This is a genomic window from Rhodoplanes tepidamans, assembly GCF_030813915.1.
In the GTDB taxonomy this organism is placed as follows: domain Bacteria; phylum Pseudomonadota; class Alphaproteobacteria; order Rhizobiales; family Xanthobacteraceae; genus Rhodoplanes; species Rhodoplanes tepidamans.
Genome location: NZ_JAUSUJ010000030.1, coordinates 1 through 23,472, shown reverse-complemented (window position 1 = coordinate 23,472; position 23,472 = coordinate 1). Strand labels below are relative to the sequence as shown.

Below are 23,472 nucleotides of genomic sequence, written 5' to 3'. Positions count from 1 at the left end.
TCGAAGGAGAGCCCCCATGCAGGTGATCGTGAACGTCGCGGACCGGACCGTCGTGGTCGACGGCCTGCCGCTGCGGATCGAGGAGAGCGCCTGGCCGCCGACCGACGCCACGCAGATCCAGTGGCACGGGCCCGACCTGGTCGGCGCCGTCGCCGGCGGCAGCGCGCCCGGCACGTTCCGGGATCCGCGCACGGTCAAGCCGTGGCTCGACGCCTGGCAGGCCGAGATCGGGCGCCGCCTCGATGCGAGCCACGAGGCCGAGGCGACCGACCTCACGCGCTACGAGGACTGGCAGGAGGCCGAGGAGGCCCGGCTCGCCGCCGAGCGGGAGGCCGAGGCGGCCCAGGAGGCACGCCTGGAGGCGTTCCGGGCCGAGCAGGCGGCCATCGCCGCGGCGGCGGAGGCCACCGCGTCGTGACCGACTGGCTCGACCTCGCCCTCGTCTACGACCCGGCGACGCGGCGCTGCGACCTGGTGCTCGGCGACGACGGCGACCTCGTCCTCGACGAGACGCCGGCGACCCCGATGCTGGTGTCGCTGCTCAGCGACCGCCGGGCGCGCGCCGAGGACACGCTGCCCGACGGCACGGTCGCCGGCGCCGCGCCGGCGGCGGCGATCGGCGCGCGGCGCGGCTGGCCGGGCGACGCGCTCGACGCCTTCGGCCGGCGCATCGGCTCCCGCCTGTGGCTGCTCGCCCGCGCCAAGGGCGGCGACCTCACCCCGCGCTTCGCGGCCGAGTGGACCCGCGAGGCCTTCGCCTGGGTGCGCGACGAGACCGGCACGGCGGCCGTGGTGGCGGCCGAGTGGCTGCGCCGGGGCTGGCTCGCGATCGCCGTGACGGTCGACGGCCGCACCGTCACGGTCAACCAGAGGATCGGCTGATGCCCTGGCCGGTGCCGACCCCGACCGAGCTGATCCGGCGCCAGGAGGCCCGCATGGAGGCGGCCATCCTGGTCGCCCGGCCGGACGCCTCGCCGGCCGCGGTGGCCCGGGCGGTGCGCTCGCCGCGCGGCGTGATCGCCGCGCTCCTGCGCGTGCAGGCCATGGAGCTGTACGAGGTCCATCTGCACCAGGCGTGGTGGGCCCGGCAGTACCTGCCCGACACGGCGGCCGACGAGCTGATCGAGCGGCACGGCGACATCTGGGGCATCTACCGGCGGGCCGCAACCCGGGCGATCGGCCTTGTCGAGATCATCGCGACGCCGGGCGTCGGGATCGAGGCCGGCACCGAGCTGCAGTCCCCGGCCGGCGTCGCCTATGTCACCACCGAGGGCGGCACCGTCACGGTCGAGGGCACGCTGCAGCTCGCCGTCGAGGCCGTGGAGGCCGGGCCCGACGGCAATCTCGACGCCGGCACGGCGCTGTCGCTCGATGCCTCGATCGCCGGCGTCACGGCGATCGCGGTGAGCCAGGAGGGGCTCGCCGGCGGCGCCGACCGCGAGAGCCTGGACGACATGCTGGCCCGCATCCTGGCCCGCATCCGCGCGCCGGCGCACGGCGGCAACGCCGCCGACTACGAGCAGTGGGTGCAGAACAGCTTCGCGGCCTCGCATGTGCGCGCCAACGGCTTCACGGGCGGCGTCACCGTGGTGGTGGCGATGGGCACCAAGGCGGCGCCGCGGGTGCCGACCTCCACCGAGATCCAGGCGATCGCCGAGTATCTGGCCGGCCAGGCGCCGCTCGGCATGAGCGACCTGTTCGTGCTCCCGGTCACCCTGGTCGAGATCGACCACCAGATCGCCATCGACCCCGACGAGACGCGGGTGCGCGAAGGCATCGCGGCGGCGCTCGCCGTCACCTATGCGCGCGACGCCGCGATCGGCGGCACGGTGCGGCGCTCGCGCCTCTCCGAGGCGATCTCCTCGGCCGACGGCGAGTATGCGCACCAGCTGCTCGCCCCGGCCGACGACGTCGTCATGGCCGACACCGAGCTGCCCGTTCCGGGCGACCTCACCTGGGGGAGCCTGTGAGCCGCAGCGCCGACCAGGTGTGGGCCGAGATGCTGACGCTGCTGCCGCGCGGCGCCGCCTGGCCGGCCGGCACGACCGGCGCAGCCGGCACCGGCGGAGCCGGCAGCAGCCTGCTCGCCGCGGTGCTGCGCCCGCTCGCCGAGGGCATCGCCGAGGTCGAGGCGGCCGCCGAGGCGCTGATGCGCGAGGTCGATCCGCGCAGCGCCACCGTGATGCTGCCGGACTTCGAGCGGCTGCTCGGCGCCGACCCGTGCGGCCGCAACATCGCGGCCCTGCCGCTCGACGAGCGCCGCCGCCTCGCCCACAGCCGCTACACGGCGCGCGGGGGCGCGAGCCGGCTCTACTTCGAAGGGGTCGCCGAGAAGCGCGGCACCCCGATCGTCATCACCAACCTGGTGGTGTCGCAGGCCGGCCTCCTGGAGGCCGGCGACGAGATCGTCGGGATCTCCGAGGCGTTCACCTTCTCGGTGCAGCTGCCGCTCGGGCTCTGGAAGGTCGCGGAGGCCGGCGAGCTGGCGGCCGGCGACCTCATCTACTCGTTCGAGCCGTCCGATCTGGAATGCGAGATCGGCCGGCTCAAGCCGGCCCACACCGAGGCGGTCTTCACCTACGCGGAGTCTGGCACATGAGGTCCCGCACATGAGACGGATCGAGGGCGCCAACGCGGTCGAGATCGCGACCGGCAAGCTCGGCTTCCGCGGCCGCAACACGGCGGCCGGCCTGCCCGGCACGGCCGTCACCGAGCAGTTTCTCAACGACGTGCAGGAGGAGCTGGCCGGCGTCGTCGAGGGCGCCGGCCTCGCGCTCTCGTCCGACCGCGCGCAGGTGCTGAAGGCCATCAAGGCCCTGGTCGGCGAGCCCTACGCGGCCGACACGGGGACCGAGAATGCCCTGGTGGTCGACCTCGCGACGCCCGGCTTCACGCTCGCGGCCGGGAAGTCGATCAAGGTCAAGGTGCTGAACAGCGTCACCTATGCGGCGACCATCCAGGTGTCGAACAACGGCAGCCTGGTCGGCACCTATCCGCTGGTGCGGCACGACGGCACGGCGCTGGCGCCCTACGACCTCGTGGCCGGCCAGGTCGCGCGGCTGTCCTTCGACGGGACGTCGATGCAGATCCCGCGCGTCGACGGCCGCACCGGCGACGAGGTCACGCGCCACGCGACCGGCACGCTGGCCGGCTACGTACGCAAGAACGGCCGCTCCATCGGCGCGGCCGGCTCGGGGGCCACCGAGCGGGCGGCGAGCGACTGCCGGCGCCTTTACGAGCTGTACTGGGCCGACACCAATCTCACGGTCACCGGCGGCCGCGGCGCCACCGCGGCGGCCGACTGGGCGGCCGGCAAGGTGCTGACGCTGCCCGACGCCCGCGGCCGCGTGCAGGCCGGGCTCGGGGACATGGGCAACAGCGACTCCGGGCGCCTGACCGCGACCTATCTGGGGGCGGACGGCACCGTGCTGGGCGCCGCCGGCGGCCTGCAGTCGGCCAGCCTGGTCACGGCCAACCTGCCGGCGATCCCCCACACCCCGAGCGGCACACTGAGCATCACGCTCAACTCGCACGGCCACGGGGTCACAGACCCGACCCACACCCACCCGTACCGGAAGCCCAACACGCCGGTGAACGCCGCCGGCGTCGGCCCCGGCTCGGCGATCGTCATCAACTCCACGGAGGGACAGCCGACCGACGCCGCGGCAACCGGCATCACCATCAACTCGGCCACCGTGACCGTGGCGACCGCCACCTTCGCGGGCGCCACGGTGGCGCTCGGCGGCTCCAGCCAGGCCTTCTCGGTGGTGCAGCCGACCATCACGGTCGGCATCTACATCCGGCTCTAGAGGGACTGCCGGCCGTGACCAACATCCTGCAGCTCCCACTCTTCGAGGCCGTCATCGAGACACACTCGAACGAGCGGGCCCGCACGAGCTTCCTGGTCCAGACCGGCGACCCGCCGGCCGACCTGGCGCTCGCCGGCATCGCCTTCAAGCTGCAGCTGCGCACGGCTGCGAAGGACCGCAACGTCCACCTGGAGGCCTCGACGACCGACAGCCGACTCACCATCACGGGCGCGACGCTGGGCGTCGACATCCCCCGCACCGTGATGGCGGCCCTCGGCGAGGCCGACTACGTCTTCGACATCGTGGCCACGGCCGACGGCATCGAGCGCCGCTTCATGTACGGCACCTGGCGCCACCGCATCGGAGTGACCAAGCCGTGAGGATCATCTCGATCACCGAGGTCCCCCGCCAGGCCGCCACCCCGCCCGGCACCGTGATCGTCGGCACACAGGGGCCCCAGGGCATCCAGGGCGAGCAGGGCATCCAGGGGCCGCCGGGGGCGACGGGAGCAACCGGGGAGACGGGCCCGGCCGGCGCCGACGCGACGTTGCCCGAGGTCGACCCGATCGTCGTTCTGGCAACGGGCCAGAGCAACTTCGTTCGGAAGGAGACCTATTCCTGGTCTCCGCCGGCAAACCTTCAGGTGTGGAACTGGTCCGGTGCGGACGGGAATGTCGGAACCGCATTCGAGGCCGCGGACGAGACCAGGATCAACACGACCTGGGCCTTCGCCGCCGAGATTGCGAAGGCGAACCCGCTGCGGCAGGTGCTGGTCGTGACCGTGGCCTTCGGCCGGGCGATCTCCTACTGGCTGCCGGGCACGCCGGCTCCGGACGTGTGGGCGAATCTCACGGCCAACATCGTGCCCGCACTTGCCGCCGCCGGTGTCTCGACGGTCGACTATCTGCTGTGGTGGCAGGGCGAGTCGGACGCCGCGTCACCCTCCAGCTATCTGGCCAATTTCGAGACCCTCATCGCCCGCTTCCGGGCCGAGTCCTGGTTCCCCGTCGAGACCCCGATCGTCATCTTCGGGATCGCCAACAGCACCGTTGCGGCCAGCGCCTACCACGGCCCGATGAACCAGGTCCTCGCGCGCTGCGCCGCGACGGACCCGGACCGGCGGCTCTTCGTCTACACCGCGGCGCTCCCGGCTGCCCTGTGGGACGGCATCCACATGTTCGCCGCCGGCTATCGGGCCGCTGGCGTCCTCGCCGCCCACACGGTGATGTCCGGCGTGGGCCGGCACACCGGGGCTGGCCCGATCTACGACCCCGAGCTTGCCCGCTGGGGGTTCGGGACGGAGAAACCCAAGGCGAAGGTCGACATCAGCCTGAACGCCGGCGATCTGCCGGATACGGTCAGCAACTCGTCGACCGGCTTGCGGGTGGCCGGTGCCGATGCGACGGGCCTCAACATCGAGTACGACAGCTTCGGGTCGGTCATCGGGCTGATCGGGCGCCGAGCCAACGGCACGGCGGCGTCGCCGAGCGCGCTTACGTCCGGTGCCGTGATCCTCAACCTCAATAGCAGAGGGTACGGCGCGACCGGCTATTCGACGCCGCGAGCTGCAATCCAGTTTATGGCGTCCGAGAATTGGACCGACTCTGCCCAAGGGTGCGAGTTCCGGCTCTGGACCACGAAGATCGGAACCGCGACGCTGAGCGAGCGCCTGCGCGTCAAGGATACCGGCGCCCTTGCTCACCGCGCCGGTGCACAGGAGATCGTGACCGAGGACTCGCTGCTCGTGGACCGCCCCTACACGGTGGCGACACTGCCGGCCGGCGTCACCGGCGCCTCAGTGTGGTGCTCGGACTGCCGGGTGTTCGACGGTGCTGGCAATCGAGAGGGCGTCGGTGCCGGCACCGGCGGCGCGGTCTCCTGGAACGGGTCGGCGTGGGTGATCTCCGGCACCAACGTCGTAGCCGCAGCCTGAGGAGCAGGGGATGGAGAAGATCGAGACGCACCCCTACGAGGTGCTGGTCCGGTTCACCTGCGAGCGCGGCGAGGTCGCCGGCGCGGTTCGCGGCATCTCGCTCGCGCAGCGGGCCTATCTCGTCGAGGGGGGCACCATCGTCGGGCGGGTCGAGCGGGCCGGTGCCGACGACCCCGCAGACGTCCCACAGGCCTTGGTCGCGGAGCTTCTGGGGGCCGCCGCCACCGCCACGGCGGCGGAGCACGCGCGCGTCGTCGCCGCGCTGCAGGCCGAGCTTCAGGCGCGGGACGACGCGATCGCCGAGATCAGCGCGCGTCTGGCGGCATTGACGGCGACGCGAACTCCTCCCGAAACGCTTTGATCAGGCGGGAGATCAAGCCCTTCGGCTGGGGCGGCAGGCCGCACATCGCACGCCCTGCGTCGGTCAACGACCAGAGGGCGTGGAAGGTCCCGGACAGCCTGGTGTCGATCAACCCCCGCCGCACCGCCTCGGCCGCCACGTCCCGGTCGATCGGATACTGGGTTTCGAGCGTCTCGACCGTCCCGCCCAGGGCGGCGATCTTGTCGAGCTCGATGCGGATGTCGGCATCGTCCATGGGGTCAGTCCTCCGCGGCGCGTCCCGACATTTTAGGGTTGTGGTACCCGACTGCAACCGTCTCGCGGCACAAGCCGGAGCCAGGGCCGGCCCTGGACCTCCTCGAAGCCCCTTCGAAGCCCCTCCGAGCCGCCTTGCACCCCCGCCCGCCGGCGCGCTACAGGGGGGGGCGATGCGGCCTCAGCGAGTGCTACAAAATCAAGTGTCCAGGACTCCAGTTTCATGTGTCCGGCTACAACCCGGTTCCGCGCGACGCGCGGACCCACCCTCTCCCACGAGGGGAGAGGGTCAGGAAAGGCCGTCTTCGGGAAAGCTGGCTTCACCCCATCTGGAACTTCTGGAAGTGGCGGTGCTCGGCGCGGATCCAGCGCACCGTGCCGGTGGTGGAGCGCATCACCACGGTCTCGGTCTCGATGATGCCGGGGCGGAAGCGGACGCCGCGCAGCAGCGAGCCGGAGACGATGCCGGTGGCGGCGAACACGCAGTCGCCGGTGACCAGATCCTCGAGCTGATACTTCTTCTTCGGGTCCTTGATGCCCATGCGGCGCGAGCGCTCGCGCTTCTCCTCGTTGTCGAGGATCAGCCGGCCCTGGAACTGGCCGCCGATGCACGACAGGGCGGCGGCCGCCAGCACGCCCTCGGGGGCGCCGCCGATGCCCATGTAGATGTCGACGCCGGTCGTCTCCGGGTCGGCCGTGTGGATGACGCCGGCGACGTCGCCGTCGGTGATCAGCTGCACCGAGGCGCCGGTGCGGCGCACCGCGGCGATCAGGTCGGCGTGGCGCGGCCGGTCGAGGATCAGCGCCGTGATCTCCTCCGGCTTGACGCCCTTGGCCATGGCGAGCGCCCGGATGTTCAGCTCGGGCGGCGCGTCGAGATCGACCACGCCCTTGGAGTAGCCGGGGCCGATCGCGATCTTGTCCATGTAGACGTCGGGGGCGTTGAGCAGCGAGCCGCCCTCGGCCATCGCCATGGTGGCGATCGCGCCCGGCATCGCCTTGGCGCACAACGTGGTGCCTTCCAGGGGATCGACCGCGATGTCGACCTTCGGCCCCTTGCCGTTGCCGACATGCTCGCCGATGAACAGCATCGGCGCCTCGTCGCGCTCGCCCTCGCCGATCACCACGGTGCCGGAGATCGGCAGGCGGTTGAGCTCGCGCCGCATGGCGTCGACGGCGGCCTGGTCGGCGGCCTTCTCGTTGCCGCGGCCGCGCCACTGGGCGGCGGCGACGGCGGCGCGTTCGGTCACGCGCACGATCTCGATCGAGAGCACGCGGTCGAGAGTTTCGCGCTGGCGGGTGGCGGCGATCAAGTTGCGATCACCTTTGACGACCTCGCTCATGCTCACGAGGAATCCTTTCACTGCGACCGGAACGCAGGGGCCCTCCGGTCAGTTCTTTTCGATCCGGATGACCTGAGGGTTACCCGCGATCACACCCCTGTTTTTGATCTCGCTCAAGGCTTTGCGCACGGCGTCCTCGGTCGTGGCGTAGGTCACCAGGATGACCGGGGCGGGGGTCTGCGCGCTGTCCGGGCTGGAGCCGCCGTGCGGCTCGCCGTTGCGCCGGCGCTGGACGATCGATTCGAGCGAGATGTGCTCGTCGGCGAGATGCTTGGCGATGGTGGCGAAGGTGCCGGGCCGGTCGACGGCGGCGAGCCGGATGTAGTAGCCGCCCTCGTGCCGCTGCATGGGAGCCCGGCGGCTGCCGATCAGCGCCTCGGTCGGCCGGCCGAACGGCTTGGCCTTGAGGCCGCGGGCGATGTCGGCGAGATCGGCCACCACGGCCGAGGCGGTCGCCGCGCCACCGGCGCCCGGTCCCACCAGGGTGATGGGCGAGAAGCCGGCCGGATCGACCGTCACGGCATTGGTGACGCCCATCACCTGGGCGAGCGGCGAATCGAGCCGCACCATGGTCGGATGGACGCGCTGCTCGATGCCCTGCTCGGTGCGCACCGCGACGCCGAGCAGCTTGATGCGGTAGCCGAGCTCGGCCGCCGCCTCGAGATCCTCCGGGGTGATCGACGAGATGCCCTCGACATAGACGGCGTCGGGGTCGACCTGCACGCCGAAGGCGAGGCTCGCCAGGATGGCGATCTTCTGGGCGGTGTCGAAGCCCTCGACGTCGAAGGTCGGGTCGGCCTCGGCGTAGCCCAGCTTCTGCGCCTCCCGCAGGCAGTCGGCGAAGGAGAGCTTCTCGCTCTCCATGCGCGACAGGATGTAGTTGCAGGTGCCGTTGAGGATGCCGTAGACGCGGTCGAAGGAGTTGCCGGCGAAGCCCTCGCGCAGCGTCTTCACCACCGGAATCGCGCCGCCGACCGCCGCCTCGAAGTTGAGCGCCACCCCGCTCGTCTCGGCGAGCCGGGCGAGCGCCACGCCGTGGCGGGCGATCAGCGCCTTGTTGGCCGTCACCACCGGCTTGCCGGCCGACAGCGCCGCCGTGATGGCCGCCTTGGCCGGGTCGCCCTCGCCGCCCATCAGCTCGACGAAGGCGTCGATCTCCGGGTCGGCCGCGAGCGCGGTCGGGCTCGGCACGAAGCGCAGCCCCGGGATGCCGAGCGCGTGCATCTCGGATTCGGCCTTGGCCGACACCGCGACCAGCTGGACCGGTCGGCCGCAGCGCGTCGCCAGCACGTTCGACTCCGGCGCGTTCGACTCCTGCTTCTGCAGCAGGCGGGCGACCGAGCCTCCGACGGTGCCGAGGCCCGCGAGACCGACTTTCAGCGGCGCAACCATTTCGAGAACGACCTGACCACGGGGGTGGAGACGGGAGGGAGCCGCGCCTCAGCGCGACTGTGCGAGGGGTACGACGTTGTGCAACTTTTCAGGGCCGGTTTCAAGAAACCGCCGCAAGTTGCGGGCCGCCTGACGGATCCGCTGTTCGTTCTCCACCAGTGCGATGCGAACGAAGCCGTCGCCGTGCTCGCCGAAGCCGACGCCCGGCGCGACCGCCACCTCGGCCTTCTCGACCAGCATGGTGGCGAACTCGATCGAGCCCAGCGTGTCGAACGGCTTCGGAATCGGGCACCAGGCGAACATCGAGGCGCGCGGCGGCGGGATCTCCCAGCCGGCGCGGCCGAAGCTCTCCACCAGCACGTCGCGGCGGCGCTTGTAGGTCTCGCGCATCTCGCGGATGCAGTCCTCCGGACCGTTCAGGGCGGCCGTGGCGGCGACCTGCACGGGCGTGAAAGCGCCGTAGTCGAGATAGGACTTCACCCGCGCCAGCGCCGCGATCAGCCGCTCGTTGCCGACCGCGAAGCCCATGCGCCATCCCGGCATCGAGAAGGTCTTGGACATCGAGGTGAACTCGACCGCGACGTCGAAGGCGCCCGGCACCTGCAGGATCGAGGGCGGCGGGTTGTCGTCGAAATAGACCTCGGCGTAGGCGAGGTCGGACAGCACGATCAGGTCGTGCTTCTTCGCGAAGGCGACGACGTCCTTGTAGAAGTCGAGATCGGCGACCTCGGCCGTCGGGTTGGACGGATAGCAGACCACCAGCGCGGTCGGCTTCGGGATCGAGTGCATGCAGGCGCGCTCGAGCGCGTGGAACAGTTCCGGCCCCGGCGCGCACGGCACCGAGCGGATGACGCCGCCCGCCATCAGGAAGCCGAAGGCGTGGATCGGGTAGCTCGGATTGGGCACCAGCACGACGTCGCCCGGCGCCGTGATGGCCTGCGCCATGTTGGCGAAGCCCTCCTTGGAGCCGAGCGTCGCCACCACCTGGGTGTCGGGATTGAGCTTCACCGAGAAGCGGCGGCCGTAATAGTTGGCCTGGGCGCGCCGCAGGCCGGCAATTCCCTTGGAGGCGGAGTAGCGGTCGGTGCGGGTCTTGCCGACTGTCTCCTTGAGCTTCTCCACCACGTGGGCGGGCGCCGGCAGGTCGGGATTGCCCATGCCGAGGTCGATGATGTCGGCACCGGCGTTGCGGGCGGCGGCCTTGGCGCGGTTCACCTGCTCGAAAACATAGGGCGGGAGACGGCGAATCCGGTGAAATTCTTCCATGATGCGAAAGCTCCGCTGCGAGGTCGGTGCCTGACCGGCTCGTGCGCGGCTTTTAGCACGACGATCGCCGGATCAGTAAAGCGTCGGAACCCTATCGGGCTGCATTTCCAGAGGGGAGGTCGGGCCGGCTCACTGGGCCTGGAGGGGAGGCCCGGCGGCGGCCCGTCTAGCCGCGGCGGCGCGGGCGGCGTCGAGATCGGCCTGGACCTTCCTGCGCTCGGCGTCCGTCATCGGGCGGTCGGCGCGGGCCTGCGGCACGTCGTTCACGGCCGGGTAGCTGGGCGGCGTGGCCGGACGCCGCGGCGCGTCGGCCGGCAGGCCGCCGACCTGCTGCGGCATTTCCGACAGGATGGACGAGCAGCCCGCGACCGTGCCGGCGGCGACCACCAGGGCCGCGACGGTGAGCCAGCGGCCGGACCGACGGTCCGCCGATCGGTCACACGGGCGCCGGGTTACGCTTCTGGACATGGCGCGAGGCGACCAACATCTAACGGATGGATTGAAAAGCTGGGCTGACGGTTGCGGTACCGGCATAATATGTCCAAACCAAGGAGCGCCAACCCGATGGACACCGCCCAGGAGAGGCCGACGGCACCCGTGACGCCGGAGCCCGCGACCGCCCACGAGGCCGGCCCGCCGGCCGCCGACCCGCTGGCGGGGAACGGGGCCGCAGCGGCGCCCGCCACCACCGAGACGACCGGGGAGACGACCGGGGCGACGGAGACGACGGGGGAGACGGAGGTGTCGCAGGACGCCACCCGCGTCGCCGAGGCCGCCGGCCTGACCGCCGAGGACGACGGCCTGCCGCCGCTCAGCTACGAGACGCCGCCGCTGCCGGAGGCCGGATCCGGCCCCAAGCCGGCCCCGCATCTGGACGGCAACGGCTACGACGCCGCCGGCCTTCCGCCCGACCTGGGGACGCCGGACCTGGGAGCGCCCGGCCTGGGGACGCCCGACCTGGCGACGCCCGACCCGGCGGCGCTCGCCCTGCCCCCGGTCGAGCCGGCGCCGACCGCCCCGGCCACCCCGCCGGAGGGCTTCGAGAAGGCCGAGGCGCCGCAGCCCGGCCCGGGCACCACGCCGGACGCGATCGCCGCGGCCGCCGAGGCCGTCGCCGTGCCCCCGCCCCTGCCCGAGGCCGCACCGGCGCCCGCGGCCGCCGAGTCCAGGCCGGCGGAGTTCCAGCCTGCGGAGTCCGAGCCTGCGGCCGCCGCGCCCGCGCTCGACGCGAAGCCGGAGCCCGGGCCGGAGCCCAAGACCGAAACCAAGACCGAAACCAAGACCGAAACCAAGCCCGAGCCGAAGCCGGAGAAGCCGAAGGCCGCCAAGGGGCCGAAGCCGCCGCCCGACACCAGCCCGCCGCATGTCGACATCGAGAAGTTCGCCACCAACGTCGCCCGCATGATGGAACAGGGCGGCCGGGCGCTCGCCGCGTTCATGAAGCCGCGCGAGGAAGGCAAGATCCACGACGAGCCGCCCCAGCAGGTGGTCGACATCGTCACCACCTTCGGCCGGGTGATGGAATACTGGATGCGCGACGCGACGCGCGCCATCGAGCTGCAGACCTCGATCGGCCACGCCTATCTGGATCTGTGGGCGACGACCATGCGGCGGCTGGCCGGCGAGACCTCGCCGCCGATCGCGACGCCCGATCCGCGCGACCGCCGCTTCTCCGATCCGGAGTGGTCGACCAACACCTATTTCGACTTCCTCAAGCAGGCCTATCTGCTCACCAGCCGGGTGGCGACCCATCTGGTCGAGGACGCCGAGGGGCTCGACCCGCTGACCCGGCGCAAGGCCGACTTCTACATGAAGCAGGTGGTCAACGCCCTCGCCCCGTCGAACTTCGTGCTGACCAATCCGGAGCTGCTGCGCCTGACGCTGCGCTCCAACGCCGACAACCTCGTGCGCGGCATGAAGATGCTGGCCGAGGACATCGAGGCCGGCCACGGCGAGCTGAAGATCCGCCAGTCCGACAACTCGCAGTTCGAGGTCGGCCGCAACCTCGCGATCACGCCCGGCAAGGTGGTGTACCAGAACGAGCTGATGCAGCTCATCCAGTACACCCCGACCACCGGGACGGTGCTGAAGACGCCGCTGCTGATCGTCCCGCCGTGGATCAACAAGTACTACATCCTCGACCTCAATCCCGAGAAGTCGTTCATCAAGTACGCGGTCGACAACGGCCTCACGGTGTTCACCATCTCCTGGGTGAATCCGGACGAGCACCTCGCCCGGAAGACCTTCGCGGACTACATGCGCCAGGGCCCGCTGGAGGCGCTCGACGTGGTGCTGAAGATCACCGGCGCGCCGTCGGCCCACACGCTCGGCTACTGCGTCGGCGGCACCATGCTGTCGGTGGCGATGGCGTATCTGTCGGCGACCAGCACGGCGGAGCGGATCCGCTCGGCCACCATGTTCACGGCCCAGGTCGACTTCGAGAAGGGCGGCGACCTCAAGCTGTTCACCTCGGACGAGAGCCAGATCGAGGCGATCGAGCGGCGGATGGCCGAGATCGGCTATCTCGAGGGCGGCAAGATGGCCATGATCTTCAACTTCATGCGCTCCAACGACCTGGTCTGGCCCTACATCATCTCGAACTATCTCAAGGGCGAGCAGCCGTTCCCGTTCGACCTCCTGTACTGGAACTCGGACTCGACCCGGATGCCGGCCGCCAACCACTCCTACTACCTGCGCAACTGCTATCTGGAGAACAATCTCAGCCAGGGCCGGATGGAGATCGACGGCGTCACCCTCGACCTGAGGAAGATCCTGGTGCCGATCTACACGGTGGCGACCCGCGAGGACCACATCGCGCCGGCCGAGTCCGTCTACATCGGCGCGGCGATGTTCGGCGGCGACGTCGAGTTCGTCTGCGCCGGCTCCGGCCACATCGCCGGCATCATCAACCCGCCGGCCGGAAAGAAGTACCAGTACTGGACCGGCGCACGGCCGTCCGGCGAGGCCGGCGACAGCGTCGAGGCGTGGATCAAGCGCTCGGCCGAGCATCCGGGCTCGTGGTGGCCGCACTGGCTCGACTGGATCCGCCGGTTCGACCCGACCGAGGTGCCGGCCCGCGTGCCCGGCACGGCCGAGTTCCCGGCGATCGAGGAGGCGCCCGGCAGCTACGTGAAGGTGCGCAGCTGACGCGGACGGGGCGCGAACCGTCGGGTCCGCGCCCCGGTACGACCGGGCACAGACGCGAAGCCCTTCTGCGAAGCGAGACGCGGCATCGGCCGAAGACTTGCGCGGCGTCAATGCCGTCCGCGCGGGAGCGGCGGAGTCTGTCCGGACGACGGTTCCACTCCGCCGCGGCCGCGGGCCGGGCGGACAACGAGCATCGAACAACACGCCTCTGACAGGAGTCCCGTCATGAAAGCCTCCGACATCATGGCCACCAGCGTCGTCACGGTGACGCCCGACACGTCGGTGCAGGACGTCGCGGAGATCCTCCTCAAGAACCGGATCAGCGGCGTCCCGGTGGTCGACCCGGACAACCGCCCGATCGGCATCGTCAGCGAGGGCGACCTCTTCCGCCGCGCCGAATCCGGCACCGGCCACGAGCGCTCGTGGTGGCTGAAGCTGCTGATGGGCCGCGAGACGCTGGCGGCCGAGTTCGTCAAGGAGCACGCCCGCCGGGTCGCCGACGTGATGACGCGCGAGCTGATCACGGCGACGCCCGACACGCCGGTCGCCGAGATCGCCAGCCTGCTGGAGCGCCACCACATCAAGCGCGTGCCGATCGTCCAGGGCGGCCGGCTGGTCGGCCTCGTCAGCCGCGCCAACCTGCTGCACGCGCTCGCCACGCTGCGCCGCCAGGCGCCGACGAGCCCGGTCGCCGACGCCGACCTGCGCAAGACCATCATGGCGCGGCTGGAGGACGAGCCGTGGCTGTCCACCAGCCTGATCAACGTCACGGTGACCAACGGCGTCGTCGACGCCTGGGGCGTCGTCGACTCGGCCGCCGAGAAGCAGGCCCTGCGGGTCGCCATCGAGGAGATCCCCGGCGTCAGGACCGTCAACGACAACCTGGTGATCCGCCCGGTGGTCGCCGGGGTCTAGCGCACCGCGCCCGCCCCCGCGCTTGGAGGCAAGGCACACGTGCCTTGCCTTCGGGGTGCACGCGGAGGTTCGGACGAGCACGCTCACCGTCACGGCGAAGGGTCAGGTCACGCTCCGCAAGGACGTGCTCCGGCATCTCGGCGTCCGGCCCGGTGACAAGGTCACGGTGGAGACGCTGGACGACGGTCGGGTGATCGTGGCGGCGGCCAGCCCCTCCGGATCCATCTCCGACGTCTTCGGGATCCTGAAGAGGCCCGGCCAGCCGACGCACTCGATCGCGGAGATCGGCCGCTGCGGCCGCAGCGTGGCCCGATCGTGGCGGTCCACCGCATCCCGGCCGATTGGTGAACAACGGCTCCATGGTCTCGCGGCGAATTGCGCGGACCGACACAGCGGTCTCGTAAGAGCTGGAGGCGTAGATCTGTCGCCGAAGACGGCGCTCGCGCGGCCGGCCGGGAGGCCTGCCGCCGGAACCGCCGCGACCGGCCGGCGGATCGTCCGCCGCGGCCGGCGACGACAGGGAAGACGTGCCTTGCGACCTCTGCGTGCAGCCTCCGGCGGCTCCCTCCTGCGGGCCGACAACGACAATCGCCGCGAGTGCGAGGCGGCCCGGCTCGCCCGCCGCAACATTCTCGCGAGCCGCACCGTCGTGGCCTGCGCGGCCGCCACGGCGGCGGCGCCGACGCGGCGCGAGGCGTTCTACGCGGCCGAGCACGCCTGGGCGGCGGACCGCCTGCTGCTCGCCGTCGGCCGCCAGGACTTCGCCGGCTGGAACGCCGGCGACGAGGGCGCGAGCCCCGAGCGCTGGCGGCTCGCCCGCCGCCGCCTCGAGCTGCACCTGCTCGCCGACCCGAGCGCCTTCGAGACGCTGCTGCGCGACGAGTTCGACCGCCTGTGGACCGAGATCGCCGCCCCGGCGCTGGCCGGCTGCGCGGCGTGATCCTGTTTCCAGGTGATCGGGTCGCGGTCATTCCGGGGCGCGGCGAAGCCGCGAACCCGGAATCCAGCGACCGATGCGGAGACTGTGGCTGGAGTCCGGGTTCGCCGCTGCGCGGCGCCCCGGACTGACCGGCAGCCCGCCCCTCAGGGGAACAGCGCGACCTGCTCGATCCCCAGCGTCTCGGGGAAGCCGAGCATCAGGTTCATGTTCTGCACGGCCTGGCCCGAGGCGCCCTTGACCAGGTTGTCGAGCGCGGCGCCGACGATGGCGCGGCCCGGCACGCGGTCCTTGGCGACTCCGATGAAGGTCATGTTGGAGCCGCGCACGTGGCGGGTCTGCGGCATCTCGCCGAACGGCAGCACGTGCACGAAGGGCTCCTCCCGGTAGGTGTCGGCCAGGATCGCATAGAGCTCCTCCGGCCCCCTGCCCTCGGTGCCGCGCACATAGATGGTCGAGAGGATGCCGCGGTTCATCGGCACCAGATGCGGCGTGAAGGTCGGCACCACGGTGCGACCCGCCGCCTTGGAGAACTCCTGGTCGAGCTCGGCCATGTGGCGGTGATGCCCGACCCCGTAGGCGTGGAAGCCTTCCGACACCTCGGAGAACAGCATTGCCTCCTTGGCGGCGCGGCCGGCGCCGGTCATGCCCGACTTCGCGTCGACGACGATCTCGTCGACGTCGATCGCCCGCGCCCGGATCAGCGGCAGCAGCGGCAGCTGCGCGCAGGTCGTGTAGCAGCCAGGATTGGCGACCAGCCGCGCGCCCTTGATCTTGTCGCGGTACACCTCGACGAGGCCGTAGACGGCCTCGCGCTGCAGCGCCTCCGCCTGATGGGCGTGGCCGTACCAGCGCGCATAGGCCTCGGGGTCGGCGAGCCGGAAGTCGGCCGAGAGATCGACCACCCTGGTCTTCGGCGCCGTCTCGAGCAGCGACGCGATCACGGTCTGGGTCGTCCCGTGCGGGAGCGCGCAGAAGACGAGGTCGAGCCCGGCGCTCGGCCAGTCGATCGCGTCGATGGCGACGAGGCGCGGCAGCGCATAGGGCGAGAACTGCGGGAACACGTCGCGCATCGCCTGGCCGGCGCGGCGGTCGGCGGTGAGCACGGCGATGTCGACGCGCGGATGGCGCAGCAGCAGGCGCAGCAGCTCCGAGCCGGTGTATCCCGAGGCGCCGAGGATGCCGATGTTCGCCTTGTCCGCCATGACCTGTCCTTCCGCGGTCCGGTACATTTCAGTGCGGCGGACACATAGACCCTCGTTGCGTCGGGCGAAAGACCCCGCCGGGCGCGGGGCGGCCGTGCGCGGCGGCGCGGACCTGCCCGGCGGCGGCTTGAATTCGCCCGGCGACGGGCCGATCGTCGGGTCGTCCGTCCTGCCCGACCGGAACGCCGGAGGCCCTTCATGGCGACGCCGCAGCCGTCCGACCCGCCCATCGACCGGTCGACCCGCCCCTGCGCCTTCGACCTGTTCGAGACGGCGCTCGGCACCTTCGGCATCGCCTGGAGCCGCGACGGCATCGTCCGGCTGCGCCTGCCCGAGAGCGACGCCGCCGCCCTCGCGGCGGGGCTGGAGCGCCTCGGCTGGACGCGGGCCGCGGCGCCGCCGCCGGTCGCCGCCGCGATCGCGCTGCTGCGGCGCTACGCGGCCGGCGAGCGGATCGACTTCGCCGCGGCCGCGCTCGACCTGCACGGGGTGCCGCCGGTCCACCGCCGCATCTACGCCGTCACCCGAAGGCTCGGCTTCGGCGAGACCGCGACCTACGGCGCGATCGCCGCGGCCGCCGGCCCGCCCGTCATCGCCCGGACGGTCGGCGTGGCGATGGCGAAGAACCCGGTGCCGATCCTCGTGCCGTGCCACCGCGTGCTCGCCGCCGGCGACCGCCCCGGCGGCTTCTCGGCCCCCGGCGGCACCGCGACCAAGCTCCGCTTGCTCGCCCTCGAAGGCGTCCGGCTCGACGGCGGCCAGCCGATGCTGCCGGGATTCTGACGCGGCCGCGCCGGACGGACGCGCAAAGGGGCCGCGCGAAGCGAACCCGCAAAAGCAAAGGAGGCGCCACCCGGGGTGGCGCCTCCTCGTCTCGCGGCGTGCGACAGATCAGAGCGTCGGGTTCCAGGCGACCGGCACCAGGCGGTAGTTGCTCGCCCCGTCCTTCTCGACGAAGCCGGCGGACGGGAACGGGAAGTGGAAGCCCTGCACCTGCAGCTTCTCGGCCCCGGCCATGTCGAACAGCCGGCGGCGGGTCGCCTCGGCCTTGGCGCCGTCCATGTCGTACATGGCGTGCCAGCCGGGGTTGCGCACGAACAGCGCCGGGTGGTTGGTCACGTCGGACTGCACCAGCACCTTGCCGTTGCCGGAGGCGAGCACGAAGGAGGTGTGGCCCGGCGTGTGGCCGGGCGTCGCGATCGGCGTGATGCCGGCCAGCACCTCCTTGTCGTGCGGATAGCGGGTGACCGTCTCGCCGAACACGCCGAACACCCGGCGCACATTGGCGAAGTTGCCCTTCAGCCCCTCCGGCGCCCTGGCCATGGCGGCGTCATCCATCCAGAACGCCCACTCGGCCTCCGGCACCAGGATCTCGGCCTTGGGGTAGAGCGGCTTGCCGTCGGCGGTGAGCAGGCCGTTGATGTGGTCGCCGTGGAAGTGGGAGATGATGACCGCGTCGACCGCCTCGGGCGCGATGCCGGCCGCGGCGAGATTCGTCGAGAACTGGCCGACCGCGCCCTTCGTCTGCTCGAACGCCGCCGGGCCGTTGCCGGTGTCGATCAGCACCAGCTTGCCGCCGGTGCTCACGGCGAGCGGGTTGAACACGATGGTCATCTTGCCGGGCTCCATGTAGGCGGCCTGGAGCGCGGCATCGACGGCGGCCTTGTCGGCGTTCCTCACGAAGCCCTCCGGCATCGGGAAGGTGCGGGCGCCGTCGGTCGCCACCGTCACCACCATGCTGCCGACCCTGTAGCGGTAGAAGCCGGGCGCCTGGCCGGTCGCCGGCGGCGCGGCGGCGCGGGCCGGGCCGGCGGCCGGCAGGCCGGCTCCGGCGGCGCCCACGGCGGCTCCGGCCAGAACGGTGCGGCGGGTCATGTCGCTCATCCTCTCCTCCACGGTCGGGGGTGTGTCACTTCGGGGATCGAAGGGATTTCGGCACGGCGCTTCTACGACGGCGGCGCGGCGCGCGCACGACACGCCCGTTCACGCTCCGGTGAACCACTTGAGCCCGAGCGCGCCGGGCACCAGCAGCACGGCGGCCCAGACGAAGGCGGAGGAGAAGTTGGCCGCCTGGAAGTGCCACCACGGCATCACGAAGATGCCGGCGACGAGCGGCACCGAGGCGCGCAGCGGCCCGAAGAAGCGGCCGATGAAGATCGCCGCCACGCCGAACCGCTTGATGAAGGCCTCGCCCTTGGGCAGCAGCTCGGGATGCCGCGACAGCGGCCACACATGGGCGACCCTGTCCTTGAAGGTGAAGCCGAGCCAGTAGGACAGCCAGTCGCCGAGCGCGGCGCCGACCGCCGCCGCCACCCAGATCGGCCAGAACTCCAGCCCGCCGAGCCCGACCAGCGCGCCGATGCCGATCAGCGCCGCCCAGGCCGGCACGATCAGCGAGAAGAAGGCGAGCGACTCGGTGAAGGCGAGCAGGCCGACCACCGGGGCGGCCCACACCTGGTTGTCGCGCACGAAGTCGATCAGGGCCTGGGTGTATTGTTCGAACATGTCCGGGAACAGATGGGAGCCGAGCATGGGCCTGGGTAGGTTCCCGGGTGCCGGAGCGTCCGCGGCAGCGTGACGCGGCACCCGCACCACCCCGCCCCGGGCTCCGGCCGGGCCTGCGGCGATGCCGCGGGCGCACTCTTCCACGGCCGCCCCCGTCTGTCACGCGCGGCGCCGGGGCGGCGCGCCGGCCATGCCGGTCAGCGGCCGCCCTTCTTCGCGGGCTCGGCCGGCTGCACGGGACCGAAGGGCGCGATCTCGGGGTTGGAGAATGGTCCGCGATAGACCTCGCCGGCCTGCCCGGGCGCGGCCGGGGGAACGCGGTCGGCGCGCACGCCGACGGCGAAGAGGTTGCGCTCCGGATCGACCGGGACGACACCGAAGCCGGCATCGAGATCGGCGGGGCCGAGGCCGAGTTGGGTCGCCGCCTCGGCGAGCGTCGGCGGCCCGCCGCGGCCCGTCACCGTCATCAGTGCCGTCTTTGGCTCGCCCATCGGCCGTGCCTCCGGTCAAACGCCGGCGCTCTGGCCCGCCGCATCCGGGTCGATAATGCCGTGTCCGTAATTCCTGTTCCAGCCCGGCCCGCCCTGCACCTGGCGGGCCGTCGTGGTGAGCTGCGCGAACAGGTTGCGGGGCGGCATCGCCTGCGGCGACAGGCGGGTGCGCAACGCCGCGACGCATCCGGCCGCCACCGGGCAGGCCGCCGAGGTGCCGCTGTCCGGCGACCCCTGCCCGAACGCCTCCGACCCGAGGAAATGCGTGTAGGCCGTGATGTCCGGCTTCTGCTGGAACATGCCGGCGATCGACGGGCCCTGCGACGAGTAGCCGACCCGCGTGTCGGTGACGTCGCAACCGGCGAGCGTCAGCACGTCGGGGCTGGCATTGGCGCCCATGATGGTCTCGGTGGTGCGCGCCTGGCAGCGGCCGTCGGCGCATTCGCCGCCGCAGTTGCCGGCCGCGAACAGGATGTCGGCGCCGGCCCGGGCCAGCACGCCGACGATCAGGCTGAACGGGTGGTTCGGATTGTCGATGTAGCGGCCTGGATGGCCGGGCGGGAAATCCCAGCTCGGATGGAAGATGCCCCAGCTGTTGTTGACCACCAGGGCCTTGTAGCGCAGCGCCCCGCCGGGCGCGAAGGCGACGGCCCAGAACGCGATCAGCTGGGCGAAGGCCTGCAGGGCGACGCTCAGCGTGCTGCCCGTCACCGAGCCGCCCGGCGCCGTGGTGGCGAGGATCGGGTAGTCGAGCAGCGTCGCCTTGGGCGCCGCGATCAGGGCGTCGTAGGCGCACATGGTGCCGTGGTCGACCGGATGCTTGCCGGGACCCGCGGTGGCCCCGGCCGGCGTCCACGAATTGCCCACGTCGAGACGCGGGAAAGCGCCGAGCTTGCGCTGCAGATGGGCGAGGTTGATCCCGGTGTCCATGATCGCCACCGCGACGCCGTCGCCGTCGAGGCCCCGGGCCGCGAGCGTCGGGACGTTCAGCCTGGTGGCGACGTCGGCCGCGGTGCCGACCGGCGGCGTGCCGCCGCAGGTGAGGAACGGCGCGATGACCGGGTCGGCGAACAGCGGCCGGCCGTCGCTCTCGGTCGGGATCTCGCGGGGATCCTCGGCCTCGATGAAGCCACGGACCGCGAAGTTCTGGGATTGCGTCGGCGCCAGCGCCTCCAGCGTCGCACCCGCGGTGAGGCCCTTTCCCACCGGTACGGCAGGAAAGGCCGGATCGAGGGTCAGGCCGGGCGGCACCGTCGTGGACTCGAGCCCGATCTGGGGCGCGCGGCGGACCGCCGCAGCGGTCGCCGACTCGATCAGGGGCTCTTGGGAAGGCAGGATCGCGAGCACGGGTATGCGCATGCCGTTTCCTCCTGTCGTCGGACGCAGCAAGAGTACGAAAGGGTTGCATCGTTCGGCAATTCACAACCCTGGAAGGCACGCACGACATCAGCGATTGTTGCCCCGCAGCATTTCCCGCCACGATCGCGCCACACCTTCGCCCGGCCGCGTGGCATAGTGCGGCCATCCCGATTCGGCCGGTTCCCGCGCCCCCGCGCAGGATGCGCGCGCAGGACCCCGGCCGTCCGACCGTGAAAGACCGACACGTCCGATGGCCAAGTCCGCCCAGAAGCCCGCTTCCAAGACCCCCGACGACCTGTTCGGCGCCGGCGCCCCCGCGGCCCGCCGTCCGGAGCCGGCGAAGCCGGATCCGGCCCGGCCGGATCCGAAGCCCGAGCCGCGCCGCGCGCCGGCCGGCGCCGGCGGCGACGGCAATTACACGGCCCAGGACATCGAGGTGCTGGAGGGGCTGGAGCCGGTGCGGCGCCGGCCCGGCATGTATATCGGCGGCACCGACGAGCGCGCCCTGCACCACCTGTTCGCCGAGGTGATCGACAACTGCATGGACGAGGCGCTGGCCGGCTTCGCCACCTTCATCGAGGTGTCGCTGGAGGCCGACGGCTGGCTCACCGTGACCGACAACGGCCGCGGCATCCCGGTCGACCCGCATCCCAAGTTCCCGAAGAAGTCCGCCCTCGAAGTGATCATGTGCATGCTGCACGCCGGCGGCAAGTTCGACTCCAAGGTCTACGAGACCTCGGGCGGCCTGCACGGCGTCGGCATCTCGGTCGTCAACGCGCTGTCGGAAAGGCTGGAGGTCGAGGTGGCGCGCGGCGGCCAGCTCTATCGCCAGGTCTTCGCGCGCGGCAAGCCGCAGGGGGGGCTCGAGAGCCTCGGCAAGATCAACAACCGGCGCGGCACCCGGGTGCGCTTCAAGCCGGACGCGCAGATCTTCCCGAAGTCGCGCTTCAGCCCGCAGCGCCTGTTCAAGATGTCGCGCGCCAAGGCCTACCTGTTCGGCGGCGTCGAGATCCGCTGGCGCTGCGACCCGAGCCTGCTGGTCGGCCTCGACGGCGTGCCGAGCGAGGAGACGTTCCACTTCGCCGGCGGCCTCAAGGACTACCTGGCCGGTGCCGTGGAGGGCCAGACCCTCGTCCATCCGGACCTGTTCACCGGCGCGAACGGCCGGCCCGGCCAGAACGGCGCGGTCGAGTGGGCGATCGCCTGGACGGCGGACGGCGACGGCTTCGTCTCCTCCTACTGCAACACCATCCCGACGCCCGAGGGCGGCACCCACGAGTCCGGCCTGCGCTCGGCGCTGCTGCGCGGCCTGAAGGACCACGCCGAGCGCGTCGGCCAGGGCAAGCGGGTCGCCGGCGTCTCCTCCGACGACGTGATGAACGGCGCCGGCGTGATGCTCTCGGTGTTCGTGCGCGAGCCCGAGTTCCAGGGCCAGACCAAGGACCGGCTCGCCACCGCCGAGGCGAGCCGCATCGTCGAGGGCGCCGTCAAGGACCAGTTCGACCACTGGCTGGCCGGCAACCCGAACCAGGCCAACAAGCTGGTCGACTGGGTGGTGGAGCGCGCCGAGGAGCGCCTGCGCCGCCGCCAGGAGAAGGAGATCGCCCGGAAATCGGCGGTCAAGAAGCTGCGCCTGCCCGGCAAGCTCGCCGACTGCACCGGGACGGCGGCGGAGGGCTCGGAGATCTTCATCGTCGAGGGCGACTCGGCCGGCGGCTCGGCCAAGCAGGCGCGCGACCGTTCGACCCAGGCCGTCCTTCCCCTGCGCGGAAAAATCCTCAACGTGGCGAGCGCCGGCAAGGACAAGCTCGCCCAGAACCAGCAGCTCGCCGACCTCGTGCAGGCGCTCGGCTGCGGCACCGGCGCGAGCTATCGCGACGAGGACCTGCGCTACGAGAAGGTGATCGTGATGACGGACGCCGACGTCGACGGCGCCCACATCGCCTCGCTGCTGATCACGTTCTTCTACCGCCAGATGCCGCAGCTGATCGAGAGCGGCCATCTCTATCTCGCGGTGCCGCCGCTCTACCGCCTGTCGCACGGCGGCAAGACGGTCTACGCCCGCGACGACAAGCACAAGGACCAGATCATGGCGAAGGAGTTCCGCTCCAACGCCAAGGTCGAGATCGGCCGCTTCAAGGGGCTGGGCGAGATGATGCCGAACCAGCTCAAGGAGACGACGATGAGCCGCAAGACCCGCACGCTGCTGCGGGTGAAGCTGCTCGCCGAGGACCGCTCCGACACGGCCAGGTCGGTCGAGCGCCTGATGGGCACCAAGGCCGAGACCCGCTTCGCCTTCATCCAGGAGCGCGCCGAGTTCGCCAGCGACGAGATGCTGGACGTGTGAGGGGGCGCGGCGCCTCGGCGCCGACCACTGACTCTCCCCGTCACCCTGAGGTGCCCGGCGAAGCCGGGCCTCGAAGGGTGATGGCCCGAGCAGGTAGTGTCTCAGTTTGATATGCTCCACTTGACGCCGCTCGGTAAGCGTCGTTTTGGCCCCACCTTCTTCGGGGGTTCGTGAGGGCGGAGGGTGCCGATCATCGAGGTCTGAATCGGAGATCGGCTTGTGTCTAAA

At 71.5% G+C, this 23,472-nt stretch carries 23 protein-coding genes and 1 pseudogene; 14 read left to right on the top strand and 10 right to left on the bottom strand.

Going from position 1 to position 23,472, the window contains the following annotated elements:
* The first annotated feature begins 16 nt into the window (after positions 1-16).
* The 8 genes from J2S22_RS26500 to J2S22_RS26465 are packed head-to-tail and all read left to right on the top strand — an operon-like array spanning position 17 to position 6,103.
* A complete protein-coding gene (locus J2S22_RS26500; protein WP_272778794.1) occupies positions 17-418 on the top strand; it encodes a hypothetical protein in 402 nt (133 codons plus the stop codon).
* Entirely contained in the window at positions 415-882 is a 468-nt protein-coding gene (locus J2S22_RS26495; protein WP_272778793.1) for a phage GP46 family protein, read from the top strand. Before J2S22_RS26500 ends, J2S22_RS26495 begins: the two co-directional genes overlap by 4 nt.
* A complete protein-coding gene (locus tag J2S22_RS26490) occupies positions 882-1,970 on the top strand; it encodes a baseplate J/gp47 family protein (protein WP_272778792.1) in 1,089 nt (362 codons plus the stop codon). The genes J2S22_RS26495 and J2S22_RS26490 overlap by 1 nt, the downstream gene beginning before the upstream one ends.
* Positions 1,967-2,599, top strand: coding sequence for a putative phage tail protein (locus J2S22_RS26485; protein ID WP_272778791.1), 633 nt, complete (start codon positions 1,967-1,969; stop codon positions 2,597-2,599). Before J2S22_RS26490 ends, J2S22_RS26485 begins: the two co-directional genes overlap by 4 nt.
* Positions 2,600-2,609: 10 nt before the next feature.
* A complete protein-coding gene (locus J2S22_RS26480) occupies positions 2,610-3,809 on the top strand; it encodes a hypothetical protein (RefSeq protein WP_272778790.1) in 1,200 nt (399 codons plus the stop codon).
* Between the two features lie 14 nt (positions 3,810-3,823).
* Entirely contained in the window at positions 3,824-4,189 is a 366-nt protein-coding gene (locus tag J2S22_RS26475) for a hypothetical protein (protein WP_272778789.1), read from the top strand.
* Positions 4,186-5,742, top strand: coding sequence for a sialate O-acetylesterase (locus J2S22_RS26470; protein WP_272778788.1), 1,557 nt, complete (start codon positions 4,186-4,188; stop codon positions 5,740-5,742). The genes J2S22_RS26475 and J2S22_RS26470 overlap by 4 nt, the downstream gene beginning before the upstream one ends.
* Positions 5,743-5,752: 10 nt before the next feature.
* Positions 5,753-6,103 (top strand): hypothetical protein, encoded by a 351-nt coding sequence (locus tag J2S22_RS26465; RefSeq protein ID WP_272778787.1) that lies wholly within the window; start codon positions 5,753-5,755, stop codon positions 6,101-6,103.
* Here J2S22_RS26465 and J2S22_RS26460 read toward each other — a convergent pair.
* From J2S22_RS26460 to J2S22_RS26440, 5 genes are all read right to left on the bottom strand, one after another.
* Positions 6,048-6,338: a hypothetical protein gene (locus J2S22_RS26460; protein ID WP_272778786.1), complete on the bottom strand. Its 291-nt coding sequence runs from the start codon at positions 6,336-6,338 to the stop codon at positions 6,048-6,050. The two genes, J2S22_RS26465 and J2S22_RS26460, sit on opposite strands and share 56 nt — an antisense overlap.
* Before the next feature lie 319 nt (positions 6,339-6,657).
* The gene (gene glpX / locus J2S22_RS26455; protein WP_272778785.1) at positions 6,658-7,680 is read right to left on the bottom strand and encodes a class II fructose-bisphosphatase; all 1,023 of its coding nucleotides are present in this window, start codon (positions 7,678-7,680) and stop codon (positions 6,658-6,660) included.
* Between the two features lie 48 nt (positions 7,681-7,728).
* A complete protein-coding gene (locus J2S22_RS26450) occupies positions 7,729-9,072 on the bottom strand; it encodes a homoserine dehydrogenase (RefSeq protein ID WP_272778784.1) in 1,344 nt (447 codons plus the stop codon).
* Positions 9,073-9,120: 48 nt separating this feature from the next.
* A complete protein-coding gene (locus J2S22_RS26445) occupies positions 9,121-10,338 on the bottom strand; it encodes an LL-diaminopimelate aminotransferase (RefSeq protein ID WP_272778783.1) in 1,218 nt (405 codons plus the stop codon).
* 129 nt (positions 10,339-10,467) lie between these two features.
* A complete protein-coding gene (locus J2S22_RS26440; protein WP_272778782.1) occupies positions 10,468-10,806 on the bottom strand; it encodes a hypothetical protein in 339 nt (112 codons plus the stop codon).
* 933 nt (positions 10,807-11,739) lie between these two features.
* Here J2S22_RS26440 and phaC point away from each other — a divergent pair.
* The 4 genes and pseudogenes from phaC to J2S22_RS26420 all read left to right on the top strand — a co-directional run bounded on the left by phaC (position 11,740) and on the right by J2S22_RS26420 (position 15,340).
* A complete protein-coding gene (gene phaC, locus J2S22_RS26435; RefSeq protein ID WP_272778857.1) occupies positions 11,740-13,485 on the top strand; it encodes a class I poly(R)-hydroxyalkanoic acid synthase in 1,746 nt (581 codons plus the stop codon).
* A gap of 225 nt (positions 13,486-13,710) precedes the next feature.
* Positions 13,711-14,400: a CBS domain-containing protein gene (locus J2S22_RS26430; RefSeq protein ID WP_272778781.1), complete on the top strand. Its 690-nt coding sequence runs from the start codon at positions 13,711-13,713 to the stop codon at positions 14,398-14,400.
* 55 nt (positions 14,401-14,455) lie between these two features.
* Positions 14,456-14,570, top strand: a pseudogene (locus J2S22_RS26425) (AbrB/MazE/SpoVT family DNA-binding domain-containing protein); the annotation flags it as partial.
* Positions 14,571-14,932: 362 nt separating this feature from the next.
* On the top strand, positions 14,933-15,340 hold the full coding sequence (locus tag J2S22_RS26420; protein WP_272778858.1) for a hypothetical protein: 408 nt from the start codon (positions 14,933-14,935) through the stop codon (positions 15,338-15,340).
* Between the two features lie 143 nt (positions 15,341-15,483).
* Here the strand turns inward: J2S22_RS26420 and argC are convergent, their stop codons facing one another.
* Positions 15,484-16,542 (bottom strand): N-acetyl-gamma-glutamyl-phosphate reductase, encoded by a 1,059-nt coding sequence (gene argC, locus J2S22_RS26415; protein WP_272778780.1) that lies wholly within the window; start codon positions 16,540-16,542, stop codon positions 15,484-15,486.
* 198 nt (positions 16,543-16,740) lie between these two features.
* On the opposite strand from argC, the gene J2S22_RS26410 reads away from it, so the two are divergent.
* Positions 16,741-17,325, top strand: a complete 585-nt coding sequence (locus J2S22_RS26410) for a methylated-DNA--[protein]-cysteine S-methyltransferase (RefSeq protein ID WP_272778779.1) — start codon at positions 16,741-16,743, stop codon at positions 17,323-17,325.
* Positions 17,326-17,433: 108 nt separating this feature from the next.
* Here J2S22_RS26410 and J2S22_RS26405 read toward each other — a convergent pair whose 3' ends face one another.
* From J2S22_RS26405 to J2S22_RS26390, 4 genes are all read right to left on the bottom strand, one after another.
* The gene (locus J2S22_RS26405; protein WP_272778778.1) at positions 17,434-18,426 is read right to left on the bottom strand and encodes an MBL fold metallo-hydrolase; all 993 of its coding nucleotides are present in this window, start codon (positions 18,424-18,426) and stop codon (positions 17,434-17,436) included.
* Between the two features lie 99 nt (positions 18,427-18,525).
* Positions 18,526-19,074 (bottom strand): DedA family protein, encoded by a 549-nt coding sequence (locus J2S22_RS26400; RefSeq protein ID WP_272778777.1) that lies wholly within the window; start codon positions 19,072-19,074, stop codon positions 18,526-18,528.
* 170 nt (positions 19,075-19,244) lie between these two features.
* Positions 19,245-19,538 (bottom strand): hypothetical protein, encoded by a 294-nt coding sequence (locus J2S22_RS26395; RefSeq protein WP_272778776.1) that lies wholly within the window; start codon positions 19,536-19,538, stop codon positions 19,245-19,247.
* 15 nt (positions 19,539-19,553) lie between these two features.
* A complete protein-coding gene (locus tag J2S22_RS26390; RefSeq protein ID WP_272778775.1) occupies positions 19,554-20,897 on the bottom strand; it encodes a S8 family serine peptidase in 1,344 nt (447 codons plus the stop codon).
* 250 nt (positions 20,898-21,147) lie between these two features.
* On the opposite strand from J2S22_RS26390, the gene parE reads away from it, so the two are divergent.
* Positions 21,148-23,244 carry a DNA topoisomerase IV subunit B gene (gene parE, locus J2S22_RS26385; protein ID WP_272778774.1) on the top strand — a complete coding sequence of 699 codons (2,097 nt, stop codon included), beginning with the start codon at positions 21,148-21,150 and terminating at the stop codon, positions 23,242-23,244.
* Positions 23,245-23,472: the final 228 nt, after the last annotated feature.